The organism is Gordonia sp. 'Campus' (genome assembly GCF_022206305.1).
GTDB lineage: Bacteria > Actinomycetota > Actinomycetes > Mycobacteriales > Mycobacteriaceae > Gordonia.
On record NZ_JAKOIW010000004.1, the window covers coordinates 189093 to 213941 of the forward strand.

General features: G+C 68.8%; 23 protein-coding genes. 8 read left to right on the forward strand and 15 right to left on the reverse strand.

The features are described 5' to 3' along the window. Window positions 1-221 precede the first annotated feature (221 nt). Window positions 222-815, forward strand: coding sequence for a hypothetical protein (locus MAY35_RS06315; RefSeq protein ID WP_238420009.1), 594 nt, complete (start codon window positions 222-224; stop codon window positions 813-815). Then, window positions 812-2032, forward strand: coding sequence for an alpha/beta-hydrolase family protein (locus tag MAY35_RS06320; protein ID WP_238420012.1), 1221 nt, complete (start codon window positions 812-814; stop codon window positions 2030-2032). Before MAY35_RS06315 ends, MAY35_RS06320 begins: the two co-directional genes overlap by 4 nt. Here the strand turns inward: MAY35_RS06320 and gatA are convergent. After that, window positions 2002-3510 carry an Asp-tRNA(Asn)/Glu-tRNA(Gln) amidotransferase subunit GatA gene (gatA, locus tag MAY35_RS06325; protein WP_238420014.1) on the reverse strand — a complete coding sequence of 503 codons (1509 nt, stop codon included), beginning with the start codon at window positions 3508-3510 and terminating at the stop codon, window positions 2002-2004. The two genes, MAY35_RS06320 and gatA, sit on opposite strands and share 31 nt — an antisense overlap. Continuing rightward, window positions 3507-3818, reverse strand: a complete 312-nt coding sequence (gene gatC / locus MAY35_RS06330) for an Asp-tRNA(Asn)/Glu-tRNA(Gln) amidotransferase subunit GatC (RefSeq protein ID WP_238420017.1) — start codon at window positions 3816-3818, stop codon at window positions 3507-3509. Before gatC ends, gatA begins: the two co-directional genes overlap by 4 nt. A gap of 216 nt (window positions 3819-4034) precedes the next feature. Between gatC and MAY35_RS06335 the strand changes: the two genes are divergently transcribed. Next, entirely contained in the window at window positions 4035-4694 is a 660-nt protein-coding gene (locus MAY35_RS06335; protein ID WP_238420018.1) for an amino acid-binding protein, read from the forward strand. 35 nt (window positions 4695-4729) lie between these two features. Beyond that, entirely contained in the window at window positions 4730-5245 is a 516-nt protein-coding gene (locus tag MAY35_RS06340) for an O-acetyl-ADP-ribose deacetylase (protein ID WP_238420019.1), read from the forward strand. A gap of 40 nt (window positions 5246-5285) precedes the next feature. Here MAY35_RS06340 and ligA read toward each other — a convergent pair whose 3' ends face one another. The 12 genes from ligA to MAY35_RS06400 form a co-directional block, all read right to left on the reverse strand. Continuing rightward, window positions 5286-7376, reverse strand: coding sequence for an NAD-dependent DNA ligase LigA (gene ligA, locus MAY35_RS06345; protein ID WP_238420020.1), 2091 nt, complete (start codon window positions 7374-7376; stop codon window positions 5286-5288). 271 nt (window positions 7377-7647) lie between these two features. Beyond that, entirely contained in the window at window positions 7648-8892 is a 1245-nt protein-coding gene (locus MAY35_RS06350) for an HNH endonuclease signature motif containing protein (RefSeq protein WP_238420021.1), read from the reverse strand. Window positions 8893-9129: 237 nt separating this feature from the next. Then, a complete protein-coding gene (locus tag MAY35_RS06355; RefSeq protein WP_238420022.1) occupies window positions 9130-10359 on the reverse strand; it encodes a DUF6461 domain-containing protein in 1230 nt (409 codons plus the stop codon). Window positions 10360-10407: 48 nt separating this feature from the next. Continuing rightward, window positions 10408-10794, reverse strand: coding sequence for an MmcQ/YjbR family DNA-binding protein (locus tag MAY35_RS06360; RefSeq protein ID WP_238420023.1), 387 nt, complete (start codon window positions 10792-10794; stop codon window positions 10408-10410). A gap of 74 nt (window positions 10795-10868) precedes the next feature. Continuing rightward, complete coding sequence (locus MAY35_RS06365; protein WP_308192443.1) at window positions 10869-11885, reverse strand: vitamin-B12 independent methionine synthase; 1017 nt, start codon at window positions 11883-11885, stop codon at window positions 10869-10871. Then, on the reverse strand, window positions 11882-13000 hold the full coding sequence (gene mnmA, locus MAY35_RS06370; protein WP_238420026.1) for a tRNA 2-thiouridine(34) synthase MnmA: 1119 nt from the start codon (window positions 12998-13000) through the stop codon (window positions 11882-11884). Before mnmA ends, MAY35_RS06365 begins: the two co-directional genes overlap by 4 nt. After that, window positions 13000-14232 carry a cysteine desulfurase family protein gene (locus MAY35_RS06375; RefSeq protein WP_238420027.1) on the reverse strand — a complete coding sequence of 411 codons (1233 nt, stop codon included), beginning with the start codon at window positions 14230-14232 and terminating at the stop codon, window positions 13000-13002. Before MAY35_RS06375 ends, mnmA begins: the two co-directional genes overlap by 1 nt. A 78-nt stretch (window positions 14233-14310) precedes the next feature. Beyond that, window positions 14311-14790, reverse strand: coding sequence for a DUF4334 domain-containing protein (locus MAY35_RS06380; RefSeq protein WP_238420028.1), 480 nt, complete (start codon window positions 14788-14790; stop codon window positions 14311-14313). 60 nt (window positions 14791-14850) lie between these two features. Then, window positions 14851-15903 carry a 1-acyl-sn-glycerol-3-phosphate acyltransferase gene (locus tag MAY35_RS06385; RefSeq protein WP_238420029.1) on the reverse strand — a complete coding sequence of 351 codons (1053 nt, stop codon included), beginning with the start codon at window positions 15901-15903 and terminating at the stop codon, window positions 14851-14853. After that, window positions 15900-16820, reverse strand: coding sequence for a GNAT family N-acetyltransferase (locus MAY35_RS06390; protein WP_238420030.1), 921 nt, complete (start codon window positions 16818-16820; stop codon window positions 15900-15902). The genes MAY35_RS06385 and MAY35_RS06390 overlap by 4 nt, the downstream gene beginning before the upstream one ends. 125 nt (window positions 16821-16945) lie before the next feature. Continuing rightward, window positions 16946-17902 (reverse strand): electron transfer flavoprotein subunit alpha/FixB family protein, encoded by a 957-nt coding sequence (locus tag MAY35_RS06395; protein WP_238420031.1) that lies wholly within the window; start codon window positions 17900-17902, stop codon window positions 16946-16948. Between the two features lie 52 nt (window positions 17903-17954). Next, complete coding sequence (locus MAY35_RS06400) at window positions 17955-18740, reverse strand: electron transfer flavoprotein subunit beta/FixA family protein (protein WP_238420032.1); 786 nt, start codon at window positions 18738-18740, stop codon at window positions 17955-17957. 186 nt (window positions 18741-18926) lie between these two features. Between MAY35_RS06400 and MAY35_RS06405 the strand changes: the two genes are divergently transcribed. The 3 genes from MAY35_RS06405 to MAY35_RS06415 are packed head-to-tail and all read left to right on the forward strand — an operon-like array spanning window position 18927 to window position 22578. Further along, entirely contained in the window at window positions 18927-19760 is an 834-nt protein-coding gene (locus MAY35_RS06405; protein WP_238420034.1) for a bifunctional 2-polyprenyl-6-hydroxyphenol methylase/3-demethylubiquinol 3-O-methyltransferase UbiG, read from the forward strand. A 2-nt stretch (window positions 19761-19762) separates the two neighbouring features. Further along, on the forward strand, window positions 19763-21310 hold the full coding sequence (locus MAY35_RS06410) for a glycoside hydrolase family 57 protein (RefSeq protein ID WP_238420035.1): 1548 nt from the start codon (window positions 19763-19765) through the stop codon (window positions 21308-21310). Further along, window positions 21307-22578, forward strand: a complete 1272-nt coding sequence (locus tag MAY35_RS06415) for a glycosyltransferase family 4 protein (RefSeq protein WP_238420036.1) — start codon at window positions 21307-21309, stop codon at window positions 22576-22578. The genes MAY35_RS06410 and MAY35_RS06415 overlap by 4 nt, the downstream gene beginning before the upstream one ends. A 1-nt stretch (window position 22579) precedes the next feature. Here MAY35_RS06415 and MAY35_RS06420 read toward each other — a convergent pair whose 3' ends face one another. Then, a complete protein-coding gene (locus MAY35_RS06420; protein WP_238420037.1) occupies window positions 22580-23329 on the reverse strand; it encodes an acyltransferase in 750 nt (249 codons plus the stop codon). Between the two features lie 114 nt (window positions 23330-23443). Here MAY35_RS06420 and MAY35_RS06425 point away from each other — a divergent pair, with 114 nt between their 5' ends. Beyond that, on the forward strand, window positions 23444-24781 hold the full coding sequence (locus tag MAY35_RS06425) for a PQQ-binding-like beta-propeller repeat protein (RefSeq protein WP_238420038.1): 1338 nt from the start codon (window positions 23444-23446) through the stop codon (window positions 24779-24781). Window positions 24782-24849 lie beyond the last annotated feature (68 nt).

A 24849-nucleotide genomic window follows, 5' to 3' on the forward strand; every position in this document is an offset into this window, starting at 1 on the left:
ATACTTTCGGGGGATACGGCCTCGCGCGGCGGTATGGATCTCGGGCGGCGACGCCCCCCTCAGGACGAGAACGAACGGCCCCGGCGAACGATGTGGCGTCGCGGTCGGGCGCCATAGCGTCGACGACCATGACCAGATCGACGTTGCACCGAAATCGCTCTTCCGCCAGTGACTTACATCATCCGCAGGGTTCGACGGCGCGCGGTCAGGCGCGGTGGTGGGTGGCCGCGCTGACGCTGTCCGTTCTCCTCACCGGACAGTGGTTCTCGACCGCCCATGCCGTCGCCGGACCGTCGACCGTCGGCACGGCGGTGACCGCTCCCCCGGCCGACGCCGCAAATCCGTATGCCGCCACGGTCGTCGCACTGTCGGGTCCACGACCGTCCGCGGCGGTGGCGGTGCTGCCCCGGTCGTTCGCACTGACCCAGGGCTATTCCCCCGACATCGTCGACGGGTACCCGATCGATCCGGAGGGTGATTGCTCTTCGCCGGTACCGCTTCCCGCGGATTTCACCCCGCTCTGTCGCACACATGATTTCGGCTATGACCTCTTGCGTGCCGCGGAGCGAGACGGTGAGCCCCTGGGCCCGTGGGCACGTGTCGCCCTCGATCGGATGCTCATCAACCGGATGTACGCGGCCTGCGGGTCGCCCGGCTGCGCCGCGGCCGCTACCGCAGCCCGAATGGGGCTCGCGTGGAACACATGGCGACAGCGCGGCGGGCCACCCGCGGGCAACGAATCGATCACCGCGCTGGTGACCACCACTCTCGAACGCGCGCTGGTGGATCCGGCCCACGAGGCGGTGCGGTCATGAGCCGCTGGCCCCACCCGGCGATCAACGTAGCCGTCACGGCCGCCTACATCGCCTCCCTCTACCCGGGGAGTCTGCCCCGCGGCGCGGTCGCAGCGGCTGTCGTCGCCGCGGCGGCCACCGCGCTGGGTGCGATCATCGGCATGCTCGTGCGCCGGCGGAGTTCTCGCACCGCTGACGAACAGGCGAGCCGGATCACCTTCGGGGCGGGCATCGTGGTGATGACGTGTACCGCGGGCGTCGCACTGTGGTGGCAGAACGTCGTCCGCTCAGCGGTCGGGGCGACGCCGGTCGGCTGGGAATGGTGTGCGGCGATCACGGTGATCCCGGCCGCGGTCGTGGTGGCGATCGTCGCCGCGCCGCGTGTCGCCGCGGTGGGCGCGGCATGCGCCCTGGCGCTGACGGCCGGGTTGCTGGCGCCCGCCGACGCGGGGGCCGACGAGTCGGGAGCCGGCGAGCAGCGCGCCACCCGTGTCTCCACCGTCGTCCAGGCTCCCGGGCCGGTGCTGCGAGGAGTCCTCACTCCCGACGATTTCGACCGCGCCGCAGAGCAATTGGTGGACGACTGGGTGGCGTCGGGCGGGCAGGCGGCCCGCGCGGTCGTGCTGGCCGTGCCGACGGGGTCAGGGTGGGTGGATCCCGCCGCTGTCGACGGATTCGCGCGCAGGTTCGGCGACGTGCGGGTCATCACGCTGCCCTACGCCGACGTCCCGTCCTGGAAGGCCTTCGTGTCCGATCGGTCCGGCGCCTCGGAGTCGGCGATCGCGACCGCCCGCGCGCTGGCCGGCGCATTGCGGATGGCACCGGCCGAGAACCGACCCGAAGTCGTGCTCTACGGGCAGAGCCTCGGGGCCGTCGGCGCCGACGCTGCCCGCATCTGGTTCGAGGAACACCACCCGGAGCTCTTCGACGAGACCGTGCTCACCGCACCGCCGGCCGACACGGTGGCGGAATCGTCCCGCACGCCTCGGAAGATCCTCGCCAACCACAGCGATCCCGTCGTGCGGTGGTCGGTGTCGAGCCTGTGGCATCCGCACACCGACACCGGCGACACCCGCCGCGGCGGTCCGCGGGTGCCCCGGGCGCCCTGGCTGCCGGTGGTCAGCTTCGTGCAGACGAGCGTGGACCTGCTCGCCGCCCTGGACGGCGAGGCAGGCGTGGGCCACCGCTACGGGACGGATCAGGCAGGTCAGACGATCGGTCCGCGAGCCGCCTCATAGGACGCGCCGACCCGGTACAACCGGTCGTCGGCGAGGGCGGGCGCCATGATCTGCAGGCCGACGGGCATGCCGTCGTCGGCCGACAACCCCGAGGGCACCGACATCGACCCGATGCCCGCGAGGTTCACCGGCAGGGTGCAGAGGTCGAACAGGTACATCGCGAGCGGGTCGTCGACCTTCTCGCCGATCGGGAACGCCGTCGTCGGCGTCGTCGGCGAGATGAGGACGTCGACCTTCTCGAAGGCCGAGGTGAAGTCGCGCGAGATGAGGGTACGGACCTTCTGCGCCTGACCGTAGTAGGCGTCGTAGTAGCCCGAGGACAGCGCATACGTACCGATCATGATGCGGCGCTTGACCTCTGGACCGAATCCCTGCTCCCGACTCAGCGCCATGACCTCGTCGGCCGAATGCGAACCGTCGTCGCCGACGCGCAGCCCGTAGCGCATCGCGTCGAAGCGGGCCAGATTGGAGGACACCTCCGAGGGCAGGATCAGGTAGTACGCACCGAGTGCGTAGGTGAAGTGCGGGCAGCTGACCTCGACGACCTCGGCACCGCGCTCGGTGAGCAGCGCGACGGCCTGCTGGAAGGACTCGAGCACGCCGGACTGGTAACCCTCTCCCTGGAGTTCGGTGACCACGCCGATCCGTACGCCGGTCAGGTCCCGCTCGGCACCTTCGCGGGCGGCGGCGACCACATCGGGCACGGCGACGTCGATCGACGTCGAGTCGCGCGGGTCGTGACCGGCGATGATCTCGTGCAGCATCGCGGTGTCGAGTACCGTACGGCCGCAGGGACCGCCCTGGTCGAGCGACGAGGCACAGGCGACGAGGCCGTAGCGCGAGACGGTGCCGTACGTGGGCTTCACACCGACCGTCGCCGTGACCGCGGCCGGCTGACGGATGGAGCCGCCGGTATCGGTGCCGATCGCCAGCGGCGCCTGGTACGACGCGAGTGCCGCGGCGCTGCCGCCGCCCGACCCGCCCGGGATCTTGCTCACGTCCCACGGGTTCCGGGTGAGCTGGTAGGCGGAGTTCTCGGTCGAGCTGCCCATGGCGAACTCGTCCATGTTGGTCTTGCCCAGGATCGGGATACCCGCTGCGCGAAGGCGTTCGGTGACCGCGGCGTCGTACGGCGGCACCCAGCCCTCGAGAATCCGGGACCCACACGTGGTGGGGGCGTCGACGGTGGTGAAGACGTCCTTGAGGGCGATGGGCACGCCCGCCAGAGCGGAGGGGGCCTCACCCGCGGCGATCGCGTCGTCGGCGGCCTTGGCGGCGACGAGCGCCTCTGCCCCGCTGACGTGCAGGAACGCACCGAGCCGGTCGTCGACCTCGGCGATGCGGTCGAGGTGGGCCTGCGTGACCTCCAGCGAGCTGATCTCGCGGGAACCGATCCTGGTGGCGAGCTCGGCGGCGGACAGGCCGGTCAGGTCACCGGAGTCGCGCGGTGTGGCGAAGTTTGTCTCGGCGGCACTCACTGCTCTTCTCCCAGGATCTGCGGAACGGCGAATCGGTCCTGTTCGACGGCGGGCGCGCCGGACAAGGCCTCCGCGGTCGACAGTCCGGGGACGACCACGTCGGGACGCAGCACGTTGGCGAGCTCGGCGGGATGGGCCGTGCCCGGGACGTCGTCGGCGGCCACCTCCGACACCGACGCGACGTGGGTCAGGATCGAGTCCAGCTGCTCGGCGTAGACATCGAGTTCGTCCTCGCTCAGCGCCAGTCGCGACAGTCGCGCCAGGTGCGCGACCTCGTCCCGCGAGATGGACTTCGGTTCGCCAGCCACTTCAGCGTCCTTCCTTCCACAACATCCTCGTGGTTCTCTGTCACTGCGCGTGGATGTCATCCGGCGGTCTCGTCCGGACCGTTCACGACGCAGGGTGCGACACCCAGACTATGGGAACGCGCGATCCCCGTTGTCCCCAGGATGCCTGCTGTCCCCGGCCACCGTTGCCGACCCGGGCGGTGCGCGCGGGTCGGCCGCGGGTGCGAGAATGGCGCCGTGTCCTACCTCTTGCGGGTCTCGCTCGAAGATCGCCCGGGCAGTCTCGGCGTGCTCGCCGTACAACTCGGGTCCGTCGGTGCAGACATCCTGTCCCTCGAGGTGGTCGAGCGCGGGAACGGGTACGCGGTCGACGATCTCGTGGTCGAGGTGGCGCCCGGCGCCCTCCCCGACAGTCTGATCACCGCGGCCGAGAAGGTCAGCGGTGTGCGCGTCGACTCCATTCGGCCCTATTCGGGCGTACTCGACACGCACCGCGAGCTCGAGCTGGTCGATCAGGTCGCGACCGCGGGTCGCGACCGGCTGCAGGTCCTGGTCGACAACGCCCCACGCGTCCTCCGGGTCTCGTGGGCCATGGTCATCACCCCCGCCAGCGGCGGCGTCCTGCAGTTGTTCGGCTCCTCCGGCGCGCCGGAGACACCCTTGACCACGGCGGACTGGCTGCCCCTCGAGCACGCGGCCCAGCTCGACGCGGAGGGTGACTGGGTGCCCGCCGCCTGGCAGGACATGGACACACGACTGGCTGCGGCGCCATTGGGCGCCGACGCCAAGGCCATCCTTCTCGGCCGGATCGGCGGTCCGGACTTCCGGCCGTCGGAGGTCGCGCGGCTCGGCTATCTCGCGGGCATCGTGAGTACGGTGCTGCGCTCCGAGAGCTGAGCACATCTGGCCCGGAGTACGGGCATGATGGATCGATGACGTCCATCGAGCTCGTCCAGGGCGACATCACGACGCAGTCGGTCGACGCGATCGTCAACGCCGCGAACTCCACCCTGCTCGGCGGCGGCGGGGTCGACGGCGCGATCCACCGGCGCGGCGGTCCGGCGATCCTGGCCGAATGCAAACAGCTGCGCGCCGGCGCTTACGCACGTGGACTCCCCGTCGGCGAGGCGGTGGCCACCACCGCGGGCGATCTGGACGCGCGCTGGATCATCCACACCGTCGGCCCGGTGTACTCCCATAACGAGGACCGATCAGCACTGCTCGTCTCCTGTTACCGCGAATCACTACGTCTGGCAACAGAATTGGGAGCGACGACGATCGCGTTCCCGGCCATCTCGACGGGTGTCTACGGCTGGCCGATGGCCGACGGCGCCCGCCGGGCCGTCGACACGGTCCGGTCGACCCTGCCCGAGACCTCCATCGCCGAGGTGCGCTTCGTCCTGTTCGACCAGCGCGCGTACCGGGCGTTCGAGACCGCGTTGGAGTGATCGGCCATTCCGGGCTGATAGGTCATTCCGGGCTGATAGATCATTCCGGGCTGCCGGTCTCCAACAGTCTCTTGAACGCGTCCTCGTCGAGGACCGGCACACCGAGCTGTTCGGCCTTGTCCGCCTTGGTACCCGGTGACTCCCCGACCACCACGTAATCGGTCTTCTTCGACACCGACCCCGACGCCTTGCCACCACGCTGCAAGATGGCTTCCTTGGCACCGTCCCGGGAGAAGTCGACCAGTGATCCCGTCACGACGATCGTCTTTCCCTCGAGGGTTCGCGGGATCGACTCGTCGCGCTCGTCTTCCATGGAAACACCTGCGGCGCGCCACTTCTCGACGATCTCGCGGTGCCAGTCGACGGTGAACCAGTCGTGGATGGACTGGGCGAGGGTCATCCCCAGCCCTTCGACCGCGGCGAGCCGCTCGATGTCGGCGGCCTCGATCGCCTCCAGGGAACCGAACTCGGTGGCCAGCGCGCGGGCCGCGGTGGGCCCGACATGGCGGATCGACAACCCGACCAGCACGCGCCACAGCGCCACGTCCTTGGCCTTGTCCAGATTCGCCAACAGACGCTTGCCGTTGGCCGACAGCGCACCCGCCTTGGTGGTGAACAGATCGGTCCGGACGAGCTCGTCGGCGGTCAGTGAGAACAGGTCGCCCTCGTTGGTGAGCACTCCCGCCGAGAGCAGCGCCGATGCGGCTTCGTAGCCCAGGGCCTCGATGTCGAAGGAGCCGCGGCCGGCCAGGTGAAAGAGCCGCTCGCGCAATTGAGCCGGGCAACTCTCCTGGTTCGGACACCGAAGGTCGGCGTCACTCTCCTTCTCCGGCCGCAGCGGCGTCTGGCATGCCGGACACAGTTCCGGCATCTCGAACTCGACCTCGGTGCCCTCGCGTAGGTCGACGACGGGTCCGAGGACCTCGGGGATGACGTCGCCGGCCTTGCGGATGGTGACGGTGTCGCCGATCAGCACGCCCTTGCGCTTGACCTCCGAGCCGTTGTGCAGGGTCGCGCGCGACACCGTCGACCCGGCGACGAGCACGGGTTCGAGGACCGCGAACGGGGTGACGCGGCCGGTCCTTCCGACGTTGACCTGGATGTCCAGGAGCTTGGTGGTGGCTTCCTCGGGCGGGTACTTGTAGGCGATCGCCCAGCGCGGCGCGCGCGAAGTGGAACCGAGTCGGCGCTGGACCCCGACATCGTCGACCTTCACCACGATGCCGTCGATCTCGTGTTCGACGTCGTGGCGGTGCTCGCCCCAGTACGCGATCTTGTCCACGATCTCGTCGACCCCGGACACCTTGGTGGTGTGCGTCGACACCGGCAGGCCCCACTCTCCGAGTGCGAGGTAGGCGTCGTGGAGCGACGCCGGCCGCCAGCCCTCGGTGTGGCCGATGCCGTGGCAGATCATCCGGAGCTTGCGACGCGCGGTGATCTGCGGGTTCTTCTGCCGGAGCGATCCCGCGGCCGAGTTGCGCGGGTTGGCGAACGGGGGCTTGCCCTCGGCGACAAGCGAGGCGTTGAGCGCCTCGAAGTCCTCCACCCGGAAGAAGACCTCGCCGCGGACCTCGAGGACCTCGGGCACGGGATACGTCTCGGACGCGGTGAGCCGCATCGGGATGTCGTCGATCGTGCGCGCGTTCAGCGACACGTCCTCGCCGGTGCGGCCGTCGCCGCGTGTGACACCCCGCACGAGCACACCGTTGCGATAGACGAGCGCGAGCGCCACTCCATCGATCTTGAGTTCGCAGAGGAAGTCGACCCGAGCCCCCGCGTCGGCGACGACCCGGTCGACCCAGGCGCGCATCTCGTCGTGGTCGAAGACGTTGTCCAGGGACATCATTCGTTCGAGATGGTCCACCGGCGAGAACGCGGTCGAGAAGCCGCCGCCCACGAGCTTGGTGGGCGAATCGGGCGCCGCCAGCTCGGGGTGGGAGTCCTCGAGCGCCTGCAGCCGACGCAGCAACAGATCGAACTCGCCGTCGGTGATGACGGGCGCGTCCTTCACGTAGTAGCGGAACTGGTGCTCGCGGATCTCCTCGGCGAGTGCCGACCACTCCTCGCGCAGGCCGCCCTCCGACCCCGACTGCTCGGCGACCGGCTGACCCGACTCCGTTGTATCTGCCACGTTCCGAGGGTATCGGAGCGGGCCGACATGCCCTGCTTGTCGTCGCAGCGGCACAGGGGGCCGTCGTCGACGTGACGACCGAGCGTATTGAGCCTGATCTCGGCGGCATGAGGCGACACCTGGGACCTCGACGAGCCCAGACCGGAACAGCACGCTGAAGAACCCTCTTTGTCACGAGATGCCGGTGGGCGGGCCGGGTACACACTGTGGAGTTGTCAAAGGTCGTGTGGCGTCGGGTGTCGACGCCGGAGGGTCAGCGGGGCGAGGGTGGCTACGCCAGGGCGTCGTCGAGTCGCATGGTGCGCCGGTTGTAGGCCGGTCGGGGTAGGCGCCGGGGGTCGATATCGGCCGGTGGGATCAGCCATGGATGCCGGTCGGGACCCATCACCACCTCCCAGCCGTGGTGATGCACCTGGGTATGACACCGCTGACACAACAGACACCCGTTGTCCAGATCCGTCGGCCCACCATCAACCCAATGCACGATGTGGTGCACCTGGGTATGCGCCGCGGGGGCACCACATTTCACACAACACACATCCCGCACGATGATCGCTTGCCGCAGATGATGGGGGAACAGTCGTTTCGTGGTGCCCATCCGCAGCGGCACCCCCTCGGCGTCGAGGACGATCTCAGCCACCCCGCCATCACAGGACAAGCGCCGCGCCGTCGACGCCGACACCGCCCCCAGCCACGGCAACCGCGCCGGATCGACACCATCAGCGGGAACCGTGACCAACACCTGAGTCCGCGGTGCTCCGGCGGTGGTCATCGCCGCACCAAGCGCCGCCTGATCCAACAACACCTCCAACCCGTCCGCCCGGCGTTGCCCGACACTGCGGCGATCCTCGGCACCATCGGGTTCCGGGCGCGGACCGGACCGTTCGTCGATCATCGACACAAACTTCTCCCCGATCACCGCCGTCACCTCCGCGCTGATCGCCACCCGCCCATCCTCGGTCACCCGCAGGTGCAGGGTGTTCAACGACGCATCATCAGCCGCCGCGACCGTGTCCGGGTCGGCGTCGGCCACACCGACCGCAATAGCGCGGGCATGGGCGTCGATCTCGGCCGGGGTGGCACCGGAGAACGCCTGCGTCAACAACTCGGTCTCGAACACACTCCGTTCGTCGTCGGAAAGCGTTACTGCAGCGCGTTTGTCGATCAGTCCGACCCCGCGTACCACCGCATCGACACACTCCGCGGCCAGATACCCCTGCGCCGCACAGTCGGCGAGCTTCGGTAACGACACCACCCCACCGGCGATCCGCATGTAGCGGTGCGCGGCCGCCGGCGCAAACCCCATCTCGATCAACATGTTCCGCGTCGTCGACCCGGCCCGCGCCGGCGCGCCCGACTCGTCCAAACGAGCTGCGTGTACCGCGATCTGGTGATCGAGAACGTTGCGCAGTACGCGTAATTCGTCGAGACGGTCGGACACCAGGCGACCAGTTCGGTCGTCGGGCGGTGGTTGCAGAGAGATGAGGGTGTCACGGAGTTCGGTGAGCGAGGGCATGACACCAAGGTACCCGCAAATATGTTCGACAACGAGGTTTCTCCACAACCAACTCCGCCGCGAATATCATTGCGCTTCAGTACAAGTCACTCGCGCACCAGCAGTGAACCGCAGTGAACCGTGGTGAACAGAAACCCCACCAGTCACAGAGCGAGCCACCAACAGAAGTCGCACTCTCGCCGCCAGGAACGCCCACCGGCCCCCAGTACGGAGTCCCGTTGCCGACTGCTGAACCGATCACTCCGGCAGTGTGAACAGGTCCTCGGCGAACGTTTCGTCGAGTCTGACGTCGGAGAGTTCTTCTGTGCGGTCGCCGCTTTCGGCGCGGAGCGGGATGCCGGTGTGAGCATCGAATGCAACTGCTACCGGGCCGAAGATGTCAGGAGGGAACACGAACTCCCACGCTCGGCGCCCGTTGACCTCGGTGGCCGTTCCCGCACTGGTGGGATCGATAACCAAACGAAACGGGACTTGCTGATCCCAGCGTCGGTGTATCGCGACCATTTGATCGGGCCACGTGTTCGGCGAGTACGGCCCACGGTGCCAGTGACGCCCCGAGGAGTCGCCAACGGAGAGCAACCCTTCGTCGTCGACCTGCCGGATTCCCTCGAACGGCGAGTACCAGAACTCCACCTCGTGGCGCTCCTCGCTACCGCCCTGATCCTCGGAGAGCACCATCGTCGCGTGAACAGTGGCTTCGCCGGCCGACCGGTACAGCTGGTGCACCTCGCTCCACGTTGCTCTCTCCCCCAGCAGCGGAACCCGCGGTGGGATTTCGTGGGCATAGGGCGCTTGAGGCTCGGTGGTGGTGGGTACCAGGGCGACGGTGAACTCGGCTGTTTTGATCATCTCCTTGGTGACCGGAATCCCGGTGAGCCGCTCGGCAAGTGCGAAACTGGCTTCGATGTGAAAGAACTCGGAGCGGGGTTCGTCGGCCTCCTCGAGCTCGAATCCACCGACTTCGGACATCAGATCGAACAATGTCGACGACCCGGTGGTCGTTGTCGACCGGGCCCGGTCGACATCCCAGGAAGGGAACATCGGTTCAAATGAAATCTCTCGCTGCCCATCGCGCCACCACACAAAGCGAGAGTTCGCGTTGACGTTGCTGAAGTGGCTGACCACCTCGTGCTTCTCGATGACGGGCCTGAACAGATCATCGGTGACGCCGAGGTATTCACTGTTGTGCTGGATCAGCAACACCCAGCCGTCGCCGATGTCCGCAACCCCCACGGTCTGAACCGCCTGCGACCCCAAGGTGGCCAGGCCCAGCGTTTCGAACTCCATCGCCCGGCCGCCGAACCCCTCCAACCCGACCCCGCGTGGACGCCGGCTGAAGGCGGACAAGGCATCGAGGACATCGTCAGCGGTGGTATCACGAATGAGGCTGACCACGTGTCCGTTCGCTCGCCAGCCGGCGAATTCGTCGTCGTTGAACCACAGGTAGTCCCGATAGGTTGTCGTCACGGTCCCACACTCTCAGAGATCGCTCTCACTGATGGGAGGGAGCACGGCTCACAAGGCGTCGAGCTTGGCGAGCGAACCCTTCGGCGCGATCTGGCGATAGCTGGCATCGAGGAGCTCGGTCACCTCATCCCAGTCGGTGGTGTCGTCGAGGATCAGACCCACCCAACCGGAGGGACCGAGATAGGCGGGCAGGAAGAATCGCGGGTCCTCGAGGAGGGCGGGCCGTTCGGCCTCCTCGGCGATGACGAGGATCGACTGGTCGTGGCGCACCTTGGAACCCTTGACGCCACCCCCGTAGTTGGCGAACATCTTGCCGCAGCGAAACGTCGGGCGACCGTGTGCGACCACCTCGGTGGCGTCGGGCAGGGCCAACGCGATCTCGCGTATCCGGCCCAGGTACGGATCGGCATCGTCGAACATGATCGGGTGCGGCATACCGATGAGGATAGGGCTGCCGGGATTCGCCCGCAGTCCATTTGCCCCGCAGTCGTTGCTCCCTTGATCCTTCGCTACAGCGCAGTCGGATCGGTTCCGAGGAACTGGCCGGCTTCGGCGGTGATCGCCAGCGCCCTTTTCGCCCAGTCGGACGAAGCACCGGCCAGTCCGCAAGTGGGAGTGACGATAACGTTGTCCGACAGCACTTGTCGATTCAGTCCGATGCGGTCGGTGATCGCAGCGAGGTCCACGGCGACCGTCTCGGCATCGAGCCGTCGTTCCGGCGGGGTCGAGGGCACGACACCGGCGACCAGAGTGTCGCCCCGATCGACGAGCATCCCGATGCCGTCGAGGTCCGCGTCACGGGGCCGGGTGAGATCGATCGAGTAGGCCACCGAACGAAGATGGGCGAGCAGATCCCACCGCGGACGGTTGCAGTCGTGCAGGATCACCGGAACACCGATGTGGTCGACGAGTTCGGTGAGAGCGCGCGCCACCTCGACCGCCGGGATCGCGCGGATCGGATCGAAGCGGGTCAGCGGCTTGACCGTGCCGTCGATGACCTGCCCCACCATCGGCTCGTCGAGCTGGACGACGACGCGGGCCCCGAGCCGCCTCTCGACCTCGCGGACATGTTCGCGGATCCCCTCGGCGGTCGACGCCACCACATCGCGGACCGCACCCGGATCTTTCAGCACGCGTTGGCCATTGGCCAACTCGACCGACGCCGAGGTCGTGAACGGCCCGGCGACCTGCACTTTGAACGACCGTCCGGTACCGACGAAACCCGCTGTCTCCCAGAGCTCCTCGACGACGTCCAGATCTTCGCTGAGTAGATCGGTGGCACGCCGCGCGAGCCGCGAATGGCGCTGCGCGAGCCGGTAACCCCAGGTCGCGGTGTCCATCGGGAGGTCGACGAGGATGGCCGCCATGCGGCCGATCAGGTCGGAGCCGATCCCCCGGCCGGGGAGTTCGACGAGGTGGGCGAGATCGAGTTCGCCGTTGACCACTTCCGCGGCGGCACGCGGGTCGGTGCCCGGCATCGAGCCCACACCGGTGCCGAGGCCGGTGGGCAGGACGGGGTGGGTCACCGAGCGGCGACCGGTGTCGGCTGCGCCGAGGTGGTGGCGATGCGTCCGCACCCGATGACCTGGTCGCCGCGCCGGGCGTCGGGGAGATAGAGCACCGCGGCCTGACCGCGGGCGACGCCGGTGAGCGGCTCCTGCAGCGCGATGTCGATGCCCGCTTCGCCGTCGACCGTGATCGGGGTCGCCCGCACCGGCGCCAGACCGCCGTGTGCGCGGACCTGGACCATGGCGTCGAAGGGCTCGTCCGGGGTCACACCCGACGTCCAGACCGCGCGGGTGGCGGTGATTCCCCAGACCTGGAGATCATCGGCCGTACCGACGGTCACCGTCCCCGAGTCGGGATCGATCTGGGTGACATAGCGCGGCTTGCCATCAGCCGCCGGCGCGTCGATGCCCAGCCCCTTGCGTTGCCCGATCGTGAAACCGTGGACGCCGTCGTGGTCGGCGAGGCGCTCACCCGACGAGGCGTCGACCACCGCGCCCGGCCGGACGCCGATGCGCGCGCCGAGGAACGCGCGGGTGTCGCCGCTGGGGATGAAGCAGATGTCGTGTGAGTCGGGCTTGTCCGCGACGGCCAGCCCGCGGCGGGCGGCCTCGGCGCGGATCTCGCTCTTGGGGGTGTCCCCGATCGGGAACATCGCCCGCGCGAGCTGGTCCCGGGTCAGGACCGCGAGCACATAGGACTGGTCCTTGTCCGCGTCGACCGCGCGGCGCAGTTCGCCGTCGACGAGTTGCGCGTAGTGACCGGTGGCGAGCGCGTCGAAACCGAGGGCGACGGCCTTGTCCGCGAGGGCCGCGAACTTGATCTTCTCGTTGCAGGTCAGACACGGGTTGGGGGTGCGGCCGGCGGCGTATGCCTCGACGAACTCGTCGATGACGTCGTCTTTGAACCGGTCGGCGAAGTCCCACACGTAGAACGGGATGCCCAGGACGTCCGCGGCACGCCGCGCGTCCGAGGCGTCCTCACGGGAGCAGCAACCGCGCGAACCGGTCCGCAGCGCCCCCGGTGCGGTGGAGAGCGCGAGGTGCACACCGACCACCTCGTGGCCGGCCTCGACAGCCCGTGCCGCCGCCACCGCGGAGTCGACGCCGCCGCTCATCGCCGCGAGTACACGCATCAGGAGATCCTTCCACCGGGCGCGGACACGAGGCCCGCCGCGCGCGCACGGTCGACGACCTCGTCGATGACCGCGGCGACCGCATCGATGTCGGCGTCGGTTGTCGTGGGAGCGAGGGAGAACCGCAGCGATGAGCGGGCGTCGGCCATGTCGAGCCCCATCGCGAGCAGTACGTGGCTGGCCTGCGCGACACCGGCCGTGCACGCGGAGCCGGTCGAGCACTCCACGCCCTTCGCGTCCAGCAGCATCAGGAGGGAGTCGCCCTCACACCCGGCGAAAGACACGTGGACGTTGCCCGGCAGCCGCTGATCGGGGTCGGCGCCGTTGCGCGTCGTACCGTCGACGCCGAGGAGGATCTCGGTGAGCCGCTCCTGTAGCGCACGGACGTGCACGGTGTTCTCGGCAAGGTGCTCGACGCACCACGACAACGCCGTCGCCATGCCGACAGCGCCGGCGACATCCTGTGTTCCCGACCGGACGTCGCGCTCGTGCCCGCCGCCGTGCTGCAGGGGTACACAACCGACATCTCGGCCGAGCAGCAGCGCGCCGACACCCTGCGGTCCGCCGAACTTGTGGGCCGTCAGTGAGAGTGCCGACAGTCCGCTCGCCGCGAAGTCGACCGGAAGGTGGCCGACGGCCTGGATCGCGTCGGAATGCACGGGCACGTCGAATTCGGCGCCGAGCGCGGCGATCTCCGCGATCGGCTGGATCGACCCGACCTCGTTGTTGGCCCACATCACCGAGATGAGTGCGGTCTCCTCGGCGTGGGTCTCGAGCTCGGCACGCAGGTCGGCGACCGAGACCACGCCGGCGGCGTCCACAGGCAGGAGGACGAGCTCGGCATCCGCCGCCTCGGCCAGCCACTGCGCGGGATCGAGGACCGCATGATGTTCGACAGCGGAGGTGATGATCCGACGGCGTCGCTGATCGGCCCGCCGCCGAGACCAGTAGATTCCCTTGATCGCCAGGTTGTCCGACTCGGTTCCACCGCCGGTGAAGACGACCTCCGACGGGCGGGCCCCGACGGCCGCGGCGATCGCTTCCCGCGCCTCCTCGAGCCGACGACGCGCGGTGCGGCCGGAGCCGTGCAGCGAGGACGCGTTACCAGGCTGCGCGTAGACAGCGGTCATCGCCTCGACGGCTTCGGGCAGCATCTGCGTCGAAGCGGCGTGGTCGAGGTAGACGGGCGCCCCCTTGCTGTTCGGCACGGGCGGTCGGCTTGATTCGGGCATCGCTAGCAAGGATAAACGCGTGTGGGTCGCCGACAAATTCCGCGATCGGCGATCTGGCCGGTCCCGAAGGCGGATCGGTCAGGCGCGCTCGAGGTAGAAGTACAGGTGGCGACCGTCGATGACGCCGCCTTTTCCGTTCATGATGCCCATCACCGTCGTGTCGTCGACCCGCTTGAAGTGGTCGATGACCGCCTGTCCGTCGTAGACCATCGACGCGGTGATCTCACCCCGGAACTCGATCGCCCATAGGCTCGCCTCGCCCTTGCCGAGCTTGGTGTTGGAGTACAGGTTGCCGTTCTCGTCGCGACACACCAACGGTTGCACGTCGCTGCGCGAGGTGAAGGTCTTGCCGTACCAGCCGGCCTTTCCCAGCATCCCGTTGATGGCATGCCCGGTGGTGAACTCCCCGCCCTTCCACGCACCGAGCATCTCCTCGGGACGCAGGGTGGCCAAGCCCGCCCACACGGTGTCGAGATCGGCGTCGTCGACGCGGCCGTCGACGTCGCGCAGCTCGAAGAACTTGGCGCGCGCGGCTTCTCGGGTCTGGGTGGACGTCATCGTCGGCCTCCTGGGTACACATCAGGTCGTCCGCTGGGTACGGAACGGTACCGATGAAACCTATATGAGAGAACGGATGATGTCACTTTTCGCGGTGGTCGCCGAACCGGTCACCGCCCGCTCGCAGCGTCCCGCCAGTTCGCGACGATCGCGCCCGGGCGACTCGGCGGGGTGGATCACGATCGTGAGGGCAAGACCACGAGTGCGCAGCACGCGCCGAAGGGTGTCCGCCGGGGTGTCGGCGCCGATGAAGCTCGGCGCCGTGGCGGTGGTCCCGTCCACGCCGACGAATCGCAGACGGACGGGCACCACCGGGACGTCGGCGTCGATGGCGGCCTGGAAGAACGCCGGACGGAACGCGCCGCCGGTGCGTCCGCAATATGTGGTGCCCTCGGGGAACACGATGACCGAGGTGTCCCCGTGTAGTCGGTCCGCCACCTCGCCCACCGTCGACGGCAGTCCGCGAAGCGTCGCACGGTCGACCGCGATCACCCCGAACCGACGGGCCAGGGACGACACCACCGGCATCGCGACGACATCGGACTTCGCGACCACGTGGGCCGGACTGATGAGGGCCAGCGCGAGCACGTCGAGGAACGAGATGTGGTTGGCGACCACGAGTCCCGGCCCGGACGGATCGCCCCGCAGGTCCTCGACGTCGACGCTGATGCCCAGGGCTCTCAGCAGAGCCGCGGACGCCGGTCCACGGAGTGCACGCGGCGGGCGGTGACGCAGCCGGGCGGACATGCGGGCCGTCGAAGCCGCCCACACGATCCACGTCACGACCACGGCCAGGCGGAACAGACGCCACATGACGACTGTCGCGTCCGCCACGGCGGTCAGCCGTCGCGAGACCCGTGGACCGATGCACGAGTCGCCGCACGTGCTGACGGGGAACCACGGGTGCGATCGGGGGCCGACGTCGCCCGGTGGCACACATCCGAGCGGCCGGGGCCGGGTCGCGTGCGGAGCGGCGACGCGGTCCCGGTGCGAGGCAATGCTCGGCTCCGGGACTGCGCACCGTTCCGAGACGGCGCCGGCCCTCGGGACACCTGCCGACTTCGGGATGCGGGCGGTCTCGGCGGTGGCCGGCCCGACCAGAAGGGCGGTCATCGTGCCGGGGTGCCCGAAGCCGGGGTGGCCGCGTCGGCCCGGGCTCCGCCGAGGCGGCGGGCGCTGGACCGCAGACGGTCGAGGTACCGCTTGTTGGCGCCTTCCCGATCGAGGAGCGTCAGGAAATCCGCGACGTCGAAGACCTCGTCGACGGCGGGCTCGCCGCAGATCCGAGCGCCCAGCCGTAGGTAGCCTCGCATGAGCGGCGGCATCGCGACCGTGTCGGCGGGCTCGATGTCGTCGAGCAGGCGTCCGCCGATCCGGGCGGCGACGAGCGGGCGCGCACTGCGGTGGGGGTCCAGGTGCTCGGCCCGCAACCGATCGCGCAATGCGCGCATGGCCGACCCGGGTAACCACTCCCCCGGGCTGTGGAGGGGCACCGATACGCAGCCCATGAGATAGCGGAGATCAGCCTCCTCCATGTACTGGAGCAGGGCGGCCCACATCAGCGCGGTGACCGAACCGTCGCGATGGTCCGCGTGCACGCACGCTCGGCCGAGTTCGACTGTCGCCGTGACGATGTCGCTCATCTCCGCGAGATCGAACTCCGTGGCCGAATACCACCCGCCGGCCGCGATCGCCCGTGCCGGCGAGAGCACGCGGGCGCACCCGATGACCCCGTCGTCGTCGTGCCGGACGATCAGGTGCTCGCAGAACGCGTCGAAGCGGTCGGCGTCGCGGCCCGTCGCGGCGTCACCGATGCGGTTGGAGAAGCCGGGCTCGGCGGCGAAGACCTGGTAGCGCAGTCGCTGCGCCGCGACGATGTCGGCGGGGTCGTCGGACACGAGGACGCGAATGGGTCCCGCGGACAACAGGGTGGTCGGTACGGCCCGCGAGAACCGGGCGCGCGCGACATGATCGGTGCGGACGGAGGACTGCATGGCGTTCATGTCTCGAATGAAAGCCAGGGCGGGCATCGGCGGGACCACCGCAGCGTGTCGTGTCGGTGCGGGTTGGGTGAACAGGGTTCGCCCGTGAACGCACGATGGCCCCCGACGATGAGTCGGGGGCCATCGGGCCGAGCTCGATGATCAGCTGGTGATCACTTGCGCTTCTTGACCTCTTCGGTCAGCTGCGGGGCGACGTTGAACAGGTCGCCCACGATGCCGTAGTCCGCGATCTCGAAGATCGGGGCCTCTTCGTCCTTGTTGACGGCCACGATGGTCTTCGAGGTCTGCATGCCGGCGCGGTGCTGGATGGCGCCCGAGATACCGAGGGCGACATAGAGCTGCGGCGACACGGTCTTACCGGTCTGACCGACCTGGAACTGGCCGGGGTAGTACCCGGAGTCGACCGCGGCGCGCGAGGCACCGACTGCCGCGCCGAGCACGTCGGCGAGTTCCTCGACGACCGAGAACTTGTCGGCGCTGCCCACACCGCGACCACCCGAGACGACGATCGACGCCTCGGTGAGCTCGGGACGGTCGCCGCCGACGTTCGGCTCGACCTTGGTGATCTTCACCGCGCCCTCGCCCTGTGCGGGGACCTCGACGTCGACACGCTCGCCGGCGCCGGCCTGCGGAGCGGCCTCGACGCCACCCGGACGAACCGAGAAGACCGGGACCTCGCCCTTCGCCTGCGCGTCGACGGTGAAGGCGCCACCGAAGATGGAGTGGATGCCCACGCCACCCTCCTGGACGTCGACGATGTCGGCGAGCACGCCGGAGCCGAGACGCACGGCAAGACGACCCGCGATCTCCTTGCCGTCGGCGGTCGCCGCGACCAGGATCCCGGCCGGGGACGCCGACTCGGCGATCGAGGCCAGCACGTCGACCTGCGGGGTGATGAGGTAGCCGCCCGCGTCATCGGACTCGGCGACGTAGATCTTCTCTGCGCCGGCTTCCTTGAGTCCGTCGACGATGCCGTCGGCCGAGCCGGGCTTGCCGACGACGACTGCCGACGGGGTGCCGAGCGCGCGGGCGGCGGTGATGAGCTCGCTGGTGACCTTCTTCAGGGCGCCTTCGGCGTCCTGCTCCACGAGCACGAGTACTTCTGACATGGTGGTTTTCTCCTGAATGTCTGGGGGTTCGCCGGTGGTCTGCGTCGGGAGATCAGATGATCTTCTGGCCGACCAGGTACTCGGCGACCTTGGTGCCGCCGTCGCCTTCGTCGGTGACGCGCTCGCCTGCGGTCTTCGGCGGCTTCGGCTTGGACGCGGTCACGACCGACCCCGCGTTCTCCAGGCCCACATCGCTCGCCTCGACATCGATCTCGGCGAGGGTGAGGACGGTGACTTCCTTCTTCTTCGCGGCCATGATGCCCTTGAAGGACGGGAAGCGCGGCTCGTTGATCTTCTCGTTGACGCTCACGATGGCCGGCAGGGTGGCCTCGACGTGGAAGATGCCGTCGTCGGTCTCCCGCTCGCCCTTGAGGGTCTCGCCCTCGAGGGTCAGCGCACGCAGGTGGGTGAGGTGCGGGAGTTCGAGGTACTCGGCGATCATCGCGGGGATCGCGCCGACGCGACCGTCGGTGGCCTCGTTGCCTGCGATGACCAGTTCGACGCCTTCGACCGTGCCGAGTGCGCGGGCCAGCACGTAGGCGGTCTGGACCGCGTCCGAGCCGTGCATGAGGTCATCCTTGATGTGGATCGCCTTGTCTGCGCCCATCGACAGTGCCTTGCGGATGGCATCGGTGGCGCGCTCGGGCCCCGCCGTCAGGATGGTGACCTCGCCCCCATCGGCCTCCTTGATCTTCAGCGCTTCCTCGACGGCGCGCTCGTTGATCTCGTCCAGGACGGCGTCGGCGGCCTCACGGTCCAGGGTGTAGTCGTCGTCGGACAACTTGCGCTCGGACCACGTGTCGGGAACCTGCTTGATCAGTACGACAATGTTTGTCATGGGTCTTCGTCGACCTCCTGCATCGGGTTCGGCAACTTACCGGCGGGTAAGGCCATGGGTCCCCACCACTTTAGCGTCTCCTATCCTCTCACTAAACATCGACTACCTCACACAATGCGCTCGACCGTTCGCTCGGTCGGGGCGACCGCCCCAGGAGGCCCGAACCCATGCCCTACGCTCTCTCAGATGACTGACGCAGACCTCGGTTCCCCGCGTGCCCAGGGACCGGGCGGGACCGCGACCAGCGGTCTCGAGGCGCTCGACCTCGACCAGCAGCTCGCCCTCACCGGCGAGCGGACGGTTCCCGGTATCCCCGCGGAGAACTACTGGTTCCGACGCCACGAGATCGCCTATCGCCACATCGCCGCCGACTGCGCCGGCCTGGACGTCCTCGAGGCCGGTTCCGGCGAGGGCTACGGGGCCGCCATGATCGCCGACGCCGGGGCGTCGTCGGTGATCTGTGTCGACTACGACACCGCCGCGGTCGAACACACGCGACGCCGTTACCCGGGGCTCGTCGTCCATCAGGGCAATCTCGTCGACCTGCCGTTGGCCGCGGCATCGGTCGACGTCGTGGTGAACTTCCAGGTCATCGAACACCTCTGGGATCAGCCGCGGTTCATCGCCGAGTGCCGGCGCGTACTGCGCCCAGGCGGCAGGCTGCTGATCTCCACCCCCAATCGGATCACCTTCTCCCCCGGCCGCGACACCCCTCTCAACCCGTTCCACACCCGGGAGCTCGACGCTGCCGAACTCACCGCCTTGCTGGTCGACGGCGGATTCGAGGTCGAGGCGATGCTCGGGGTCGTGCACGGAGCCCGCCTCGAGGCCCTCGACGCACGATGGGGTGGCTCGCTGATCGACGCCCAGATCGAACGCGCCCTCGCCGGCGAGCCCTGGCCGGATGAACTCACCGACGACGTCGCCGGCGTGGCCGCCGACGACTTCGACGTCGTCGACGCGCGCGACGCCGAGATCGACGAGTCGCTCGACCTGTTCGCCGTGGCGAACCGGGCCTGACGATGGCGATCAGCACCACCGCGGTCCCCGGCCAGTTCACCCTGGTCCTCCACTCGCATCTGCCGTGGCTGGCCAACCACGGACGTTGGCCGGTGGGCGAGGAATGGCTCTACCAGTCGTGGGCGTCGTCGTATCTGCCGCTGTTCGACGTGTTCGAGCGACTCGCGGCCGACGGCTACACCGATCAGGTCAGCCTGGGTCTGACACCGGTGCTCGCCGCTCAGCTCGACGACCCGCACTGCACCGCGTCGATGTACGAGTGGCTCGCCGACTGGCAGCTCCGCGCGACCGAGGCCGCGATGAGTCGCGACGCCGACCGCGCGGATGCCGGCCGCCGCGAATACCTGGACGCCGGGCGGGCACTGGAGACCTTCGAGACCCGCTGGCGTCACGGTGGCTCGCCGCTGATCCGCGGCCTCGCCACGAGCGGCGTCGTCGAGATCCTGGGCGGTCCGCTCGCCCATCCGTTCGCGCCGCTGCTCGACCCGAGCCTGCGACAGTTCTCGCTGACCGAGGGTCGTGCGGACGCGCGGGCTCGATGGGGAGTCGATCCTGCAGGCATCTGGGCACCCGAATGCGCCTTCGCACCGGGTATGGAGACGGAGTACGACCGCGCAGGGGTCCGCCACTTCATGGTCGACGGCCCGACACTGCACGGCGACACCGCGCTGGGCCGCCCCGTCGGCGACGCCGATGTGATCGCCTATGGCCGGGATCTCCAGGTGAGCTATCGCGTCTGGTCACCGAAGTCGGGCTATCCCGGCCACGCCGCGTACCGCGACTTCCACACCTACGACCACGGGTCGGGCCTCAAACGCTTCCGCGTGACGGGCCGCGGGGTCCCGGGTGAGGCGAAGAAGCCCTACGATCCGTCGCGCGTCGATGCCGTCATCGACCGCCATGTCGAGGACTTCGTCGGACATGTCCGGCAGCGGCTGATCGACGAATCCGCGCGGATCGGGCGGCCGGCACTGGTGGTCGCGGCCTTCGACACCGAACTGTTCGGTCACTGGTGGCACGAGGGGCCGGTCTGGCTGGAACGCGTGTTGCGGCGGCTGCCCGAGATCGGGGTCGATGTCGGAACCCTGTCGGGCGCAACGCGATCGGGCTTGGTGGGCGATCCCGTGGACCTACCGGCGTCGTCGTGGGGGTCGGGCAAGGACTGGCGGGTGTGGAACGGTCCCGCCGTCCGGCACCTCGTGGACCTCAACGCCGAGGTCACCGAGACCGCGCTCGACGCGGTCGCCAAGCTGCTCGACCGGCGACGGGGTCGCAACCGCGTCGCCGATCAGATCGTGCGGGAGTTGCTGCTGACGGTGTCCTCGGACTGGCCGTTCATGGTGTCCAAGGACACCGCGGCCCAGTACGCCGTCTCCCGCGCCCACACCCACGCGCACGCCACCCGCGAGATCAGCGACGCGGCGATGCGCGGACGCGACGACGCGGCCGCGATCCTCGCCGAGACCTGGTCTCGCGCGGACTCTCTCTTCCCCGCGCTCGACGCGCGTCGGTTGCACGCGATCGGAAACGCCGAGGGGGGCATCGGATGAGGGTGTTGTTCGTGTCGTGGGAGTATCCGCCGGTCGTGGTGGGCGGACTCGGGAGGCACGTGCATCATCTCGCCACCGCGATGGCCGCGGCCGGTCACGATGTGACGGTGCTGACGCGGCGCCCCTCGGGCACCGACGCGGTCACGCATCCGACCACCGACACCGTCGTCGACGGTGTGCGCATCCTGGCCGTCGCCGAGGACCCGCCGGAGTTCGACTTCGCCCAGGACATGATGACGTGGACGCTGGCCATGGGGCACGCGTTCGTTCGGGCGGGCGTTCGGGTTCTGGCGGGAATGGATGCGAACGGGTCTGGCGGACAGTGGATTCCGGATGTCGTTCACGCGCATGACTGGTTGGTCGCCCATCCGGCGATCGCACTGGCCGAGCTGTTCGACGTCCCGCTGGTCTCCACCATCCACGCGACCGAGGCGGGCCGGCACAGCGGCTGGGTCAGCGGTCGGATCAATCGCCAGGTGCATTCGGTCGAGTGGTGGCTGGTGTCCGAATCCGATGCGCTCATCACCTGTTCGGCGTCCATGCGCGACGAGGTGCACCGACTGTTCGGCTACGAGGCCGCCGACATCTCGGTGATCCACAACGGGATCGACATCCGGACATGGCCGTTCGCAGAACGCTCCCACCCGGGCGGGCCTCCGGAACTGCTGTTCGCCGGTCGCCTGGAATACGAGAAGGGCGTGCAGGATCTGCTGGCCGCGCTGCCACGCATCCGCCGCAGTCATCCGGGGACCACGCTGACCGTCGCAGGCGAAGGGACGCAACGTGACTGGCTGATGGAACAGGCCCGCAAGCACCGCGTGACGCGATCGGTGAACTTCGTCGGCGCGGTCGATCACGACCAGCTCGTGACCCTGATGCATCGGTGCGACGCCATCGTGCTGCCCAGCCGCTACGAGCCGTTCGGCATCGTCGCGTTGGAGGCCGCCGCCACCGGGGCACCGCTGATCGTGTCGACGGCGGGCGGGCTGGGCGAGGCGGTGCAGGAACCCGACACCGGACTGTCGTTCGCACCCGCCGATGTCGCGGGCCTGGCGACCGCCGTCCGCGCCACCCTGTCCGACCCGGGCGCTGCAGCCCAGCGAGCACGTCGTGCGCGGGCCCGCCTGACCGCGGAGTTCTCGTGGGCCGAGGTGGCCGAACGCACGGCAAGCGTGCACCTGGCGGCCAAACGTCGGGTACGGCACCCCGTCGGGCGTCCCGACATCCCCGTTCGCCCGCTTCCGGAGCGGGATCCGGGACAGCCCTGAGCTACTCCCCCCGCTCCGCCGCGGCCTTCTTGCGTTCGATGTCGGCGAGCGCCCGCTCGAGTTCGGCGCGCTCGGCAGCGTTCGACGCCCAGTCGTCCATGCGGTTCTTGACCACCCGCGCGGGTGCGCCCACGGCGATCGAGTAGTCCGGGATCGTTCCTTTGACGACGGCGTGCGAGCCGAGCACGCACCCGCGGCCGACGATCGTGTTGCGCAGCACCGAGACCTTCGCCGCAACCCAGGTGTCCGGGCCTATACGGACCGGACCCTTCACGATGCCCTGGTCCTTGATCGGCAGCGTGATGTCGTCCATCTTGTGGTCGAAATCGCAGATATAGCACCAGTCGGCGATGAGGGTGGACCCGCCGATCTCGAGGTCGAGGTAGGAGTTGACCACGTTGTTGCAGCCGAACACGGTCTTGTCGCCGATGCGGAGGCTGCCCTCGTGGCACCGGATGGAGTTGCCGTCGCCGATGTGGACCCATCGACCGATCTCCATGCGAGCCAGTTCGGGCGTCGCGTGAATCTCGACGTTGCGTCCGAGGAAGACCATGCCGCGCAGCACGATGTGCGGGTTGGCCATGCGGAACCGCGCCAGCCGGTAGTAACGCACGAGGTACCACGGGGTGTAGGCGCGATTCCGCGTCACCCAGCGCAGGGAGTCGAGAGTGAGGAAACGCGCCTGCTCGGGGTCGCGGCGGCGGCCCGCGCGCCGGCGGGACCGGTACGAGGCGTTCCACATGGTGGTCATGACGAGAAACCCTAATCGACGCGATTTCGGCGCACGATAGGCTCACTGCTGGCACGTCCCCCGTGCCGGTTTCGATGCCGCGTCCCGTACGCGGACACGATCAAGAGGAGCAGGATGGCCTTGGCACGACCGCAGGTGTCCCGACGCCGCCGATCTGCGCTGACCCGCCTGCTCGTCACCCTCACGGCCGTGTGCTCGCTCGCCCTCGCCGCGTGCTCGGACGGTCACATCGACGTCCGCTCGGTCCCGAGCGTGGGCTGGCCCAGTTACGGCGGCGTGCCGGGCAACGGCAACTTCGCCTATGCCGACGTACCCGACGACCTGACGCTGAGCTGGACCCGCCCGACGGGCGGCCCGGTCACCGCGCCGGTGACCATCTCCGGCAAGGGGAACGTGGGTGTCACCTCGAATGCGGCCGACGGGTGCAACGTCCTGGTCCTCGACGGACAGTCGGGGCGTAAGAACTTCTGCAAGGACATGCGTCCCGGCGTCGAGATCAACGCGATGCTCGTCGACCAGTACGACCAGCCGTACCTGGGCGAGGAGACCACCTTCCTGGCGTTCAACGCCGGTGGGGCCATCCGCTGGCGGGCCGGGGTCGTCGGAGTGCCGCTGTCCGCGAAGTTCGCGGCACCCAGCGTCGTACTGATCACCACCACGCAGGGGCAGATCCTCCTCGTCGACTCGCAGCGCAACGAGCTCGTCGCGCCGGAGGTCCGGCTGCGCGACGACGCCGATCCCGCGCAGCCGCTGCGCGGATTCGGTGACTGCGTGCGCAACGGCCCGCAGTGCGCCATCCCCGCACCGGCGGCCGTCGACACCGGCCGGGAACGCTTCTACCTCAACTTCTTTCCCTCGGGCGCTGCCACCTCGCAGATCCGTGCGATGAAGTACGGCGAGGTGGGCGGTGCACGCGAGGTGCGTACCGCATGGGAGGCCGATGTGCCCACCGGCGTCGTCGGCACGCCCACCCTCTCGGCCGACGGAACGACGCTCTACGCGTTCTCGCGCGACGGCAAGATCGTGGCGCTGAACGCCGACGACGGATCGACGAAGTGGACCCAGGACATCGGCGGGCACGGTTTCGCCACGATGACCGTCTCACCCGATGGTCTGATCATCCCGACCGGCTCACTCGGCGCACCACTGACGTTGCTCCGCGATCGCGGAGACCGCGCCGAACAGGTCTGGCAACGAAAGGATCTGGCGACCGTCAGCCTGTCTGCTCTCACGCAGCAGCAGACGGCGTGGACCGTCGTACGCGACGCGGGCAAGGACACGCTGTCGCTGGTCGAGGTGTCCACCGCCGACGGTGCGACCAAACGCAGGCTGGCGCTGCCGAATTCGGCGGGGTTCGCCACCGGCGTCTCGATCTCCTACTCCGGCCAGGTCGTCACCGCCACCAACCTCGGTGAGGTCTACTTCTTCGACAGCAAGGCCGCGATCGGATAGTCCTCCGCAGAGTGCGGGATGAGTGTCGGTTCTCGACACTCATCCCGCACTCTGGATTTCGAGATCGG

Coding starts and splice junctions, on each gene's coding strand:
- MAY35_RS06380 (WP_238420028.1), bottom strand. CDS start 14,790: ATGACGTCCACCCAGACCCGAGAAGCCGCGCGCGCCAAGTTCTTCGAG.
- MAY35_RS06320 (WP_238420012.1), top strand. CDS start 812: ATGAGCCGCTGGCCCCACCCGGCGATCAACGTAGCCGTCACGGCCGCC.
- mnmA (WP_238420026.1), bottom strand. CDS start 13,000: ATGCGTGTACTCGCGGCGATGAGCGGCGGCGTCGACTCCGCGGTGGCG.
- MAY35_RS06420 (WP_238420037.1), bottom strand. CDS start 23,329: ATGACCACCATGTGGAACGCCTCGTACCGGTCCCGCCGGCGCGCGGGC.
- MAY35_RS06410 (WP_238420035.1), top strand. CDS start 19,763: ATGGCGATCAGCACCACCGCGGTCCCCGGCCAGTTCACCCTGGTCCTC.
- MAY35_RS06400 (WP_238420032.1), bottom strand. CDS start 18,740: ATGACAAACATTGTCGTACTGATCAAGCAGGTTCCCGACACGTGGTCC.
- MAY35_RS06405 (WP_238420034.1), top strand. CDS start 18,927: ATGACTGACGCAGACCTCGGTTCCCCGCGTGCCCAGGGACCGGGCGGG.
- MAY35_RS06375 (WP_238420027.1), bottom strand. CDS start 14,232: ATGCCCGAATCAAGCCGACCGCCCGTGCCGAACAGCAAGGGGGCGCCC.
- MAY35_RS06385 (WP_238420029.1), bottom strand. CDS start 15,903: ATGACCGCCCTTCTGGTCGGGCCGGCCACCGCCGAGACCGCCCGCATC.
- MAY35_RS06360 (WP_238420023.1), bottom strand. CDS start 10,794: ATGCCGCACCCGATCATGTTCGACGATGCCGATCCGTACCTGGGCCGG.
- MAY35_RS06395 (WP_238420031.1), bottom strand. CDS start 17,902: ATGTCAGAAGTACTCGTGCTCGTGGAGCAGGACGCCGAAGGCGCCCTG.
- MAY35_RS06425 (WP_238420038.1), top strand. CDS start 23,444: ATGGCCTTGGCACGACCGCAGGTGTCCCGACGCCGCCGATCTGCGCTG.
- MAY35_RS06340 (WP_238420019.1), top strand. CDS start 4,730: ATGACGTCCATCGAGCTCGTCCAGGGCGACATCACGACGCAGTCGGTC.
- MAY35_RS06350 (WP_238420021.1), bottom strand. CDS start 8,892: ATGCCCTCGCTCACCGAACTCCGTGACACCCTCATCTCTCTGCAACCA.
- MAY35_RS06390 (WP_238420030.1), bottom strand. CDS start 16,820: ATGCCCGCCCTGGCTTTCATTCGAGACATGAACGCCATGCAGTCCTCC.
- MAY35_RS06415 (WP_238420036.1), top strand. CDS start 21,307: ATGAGGGTGTTGTTCGTGTCGTGGGAGTATCCGCCGGTCGTGGTGGGC.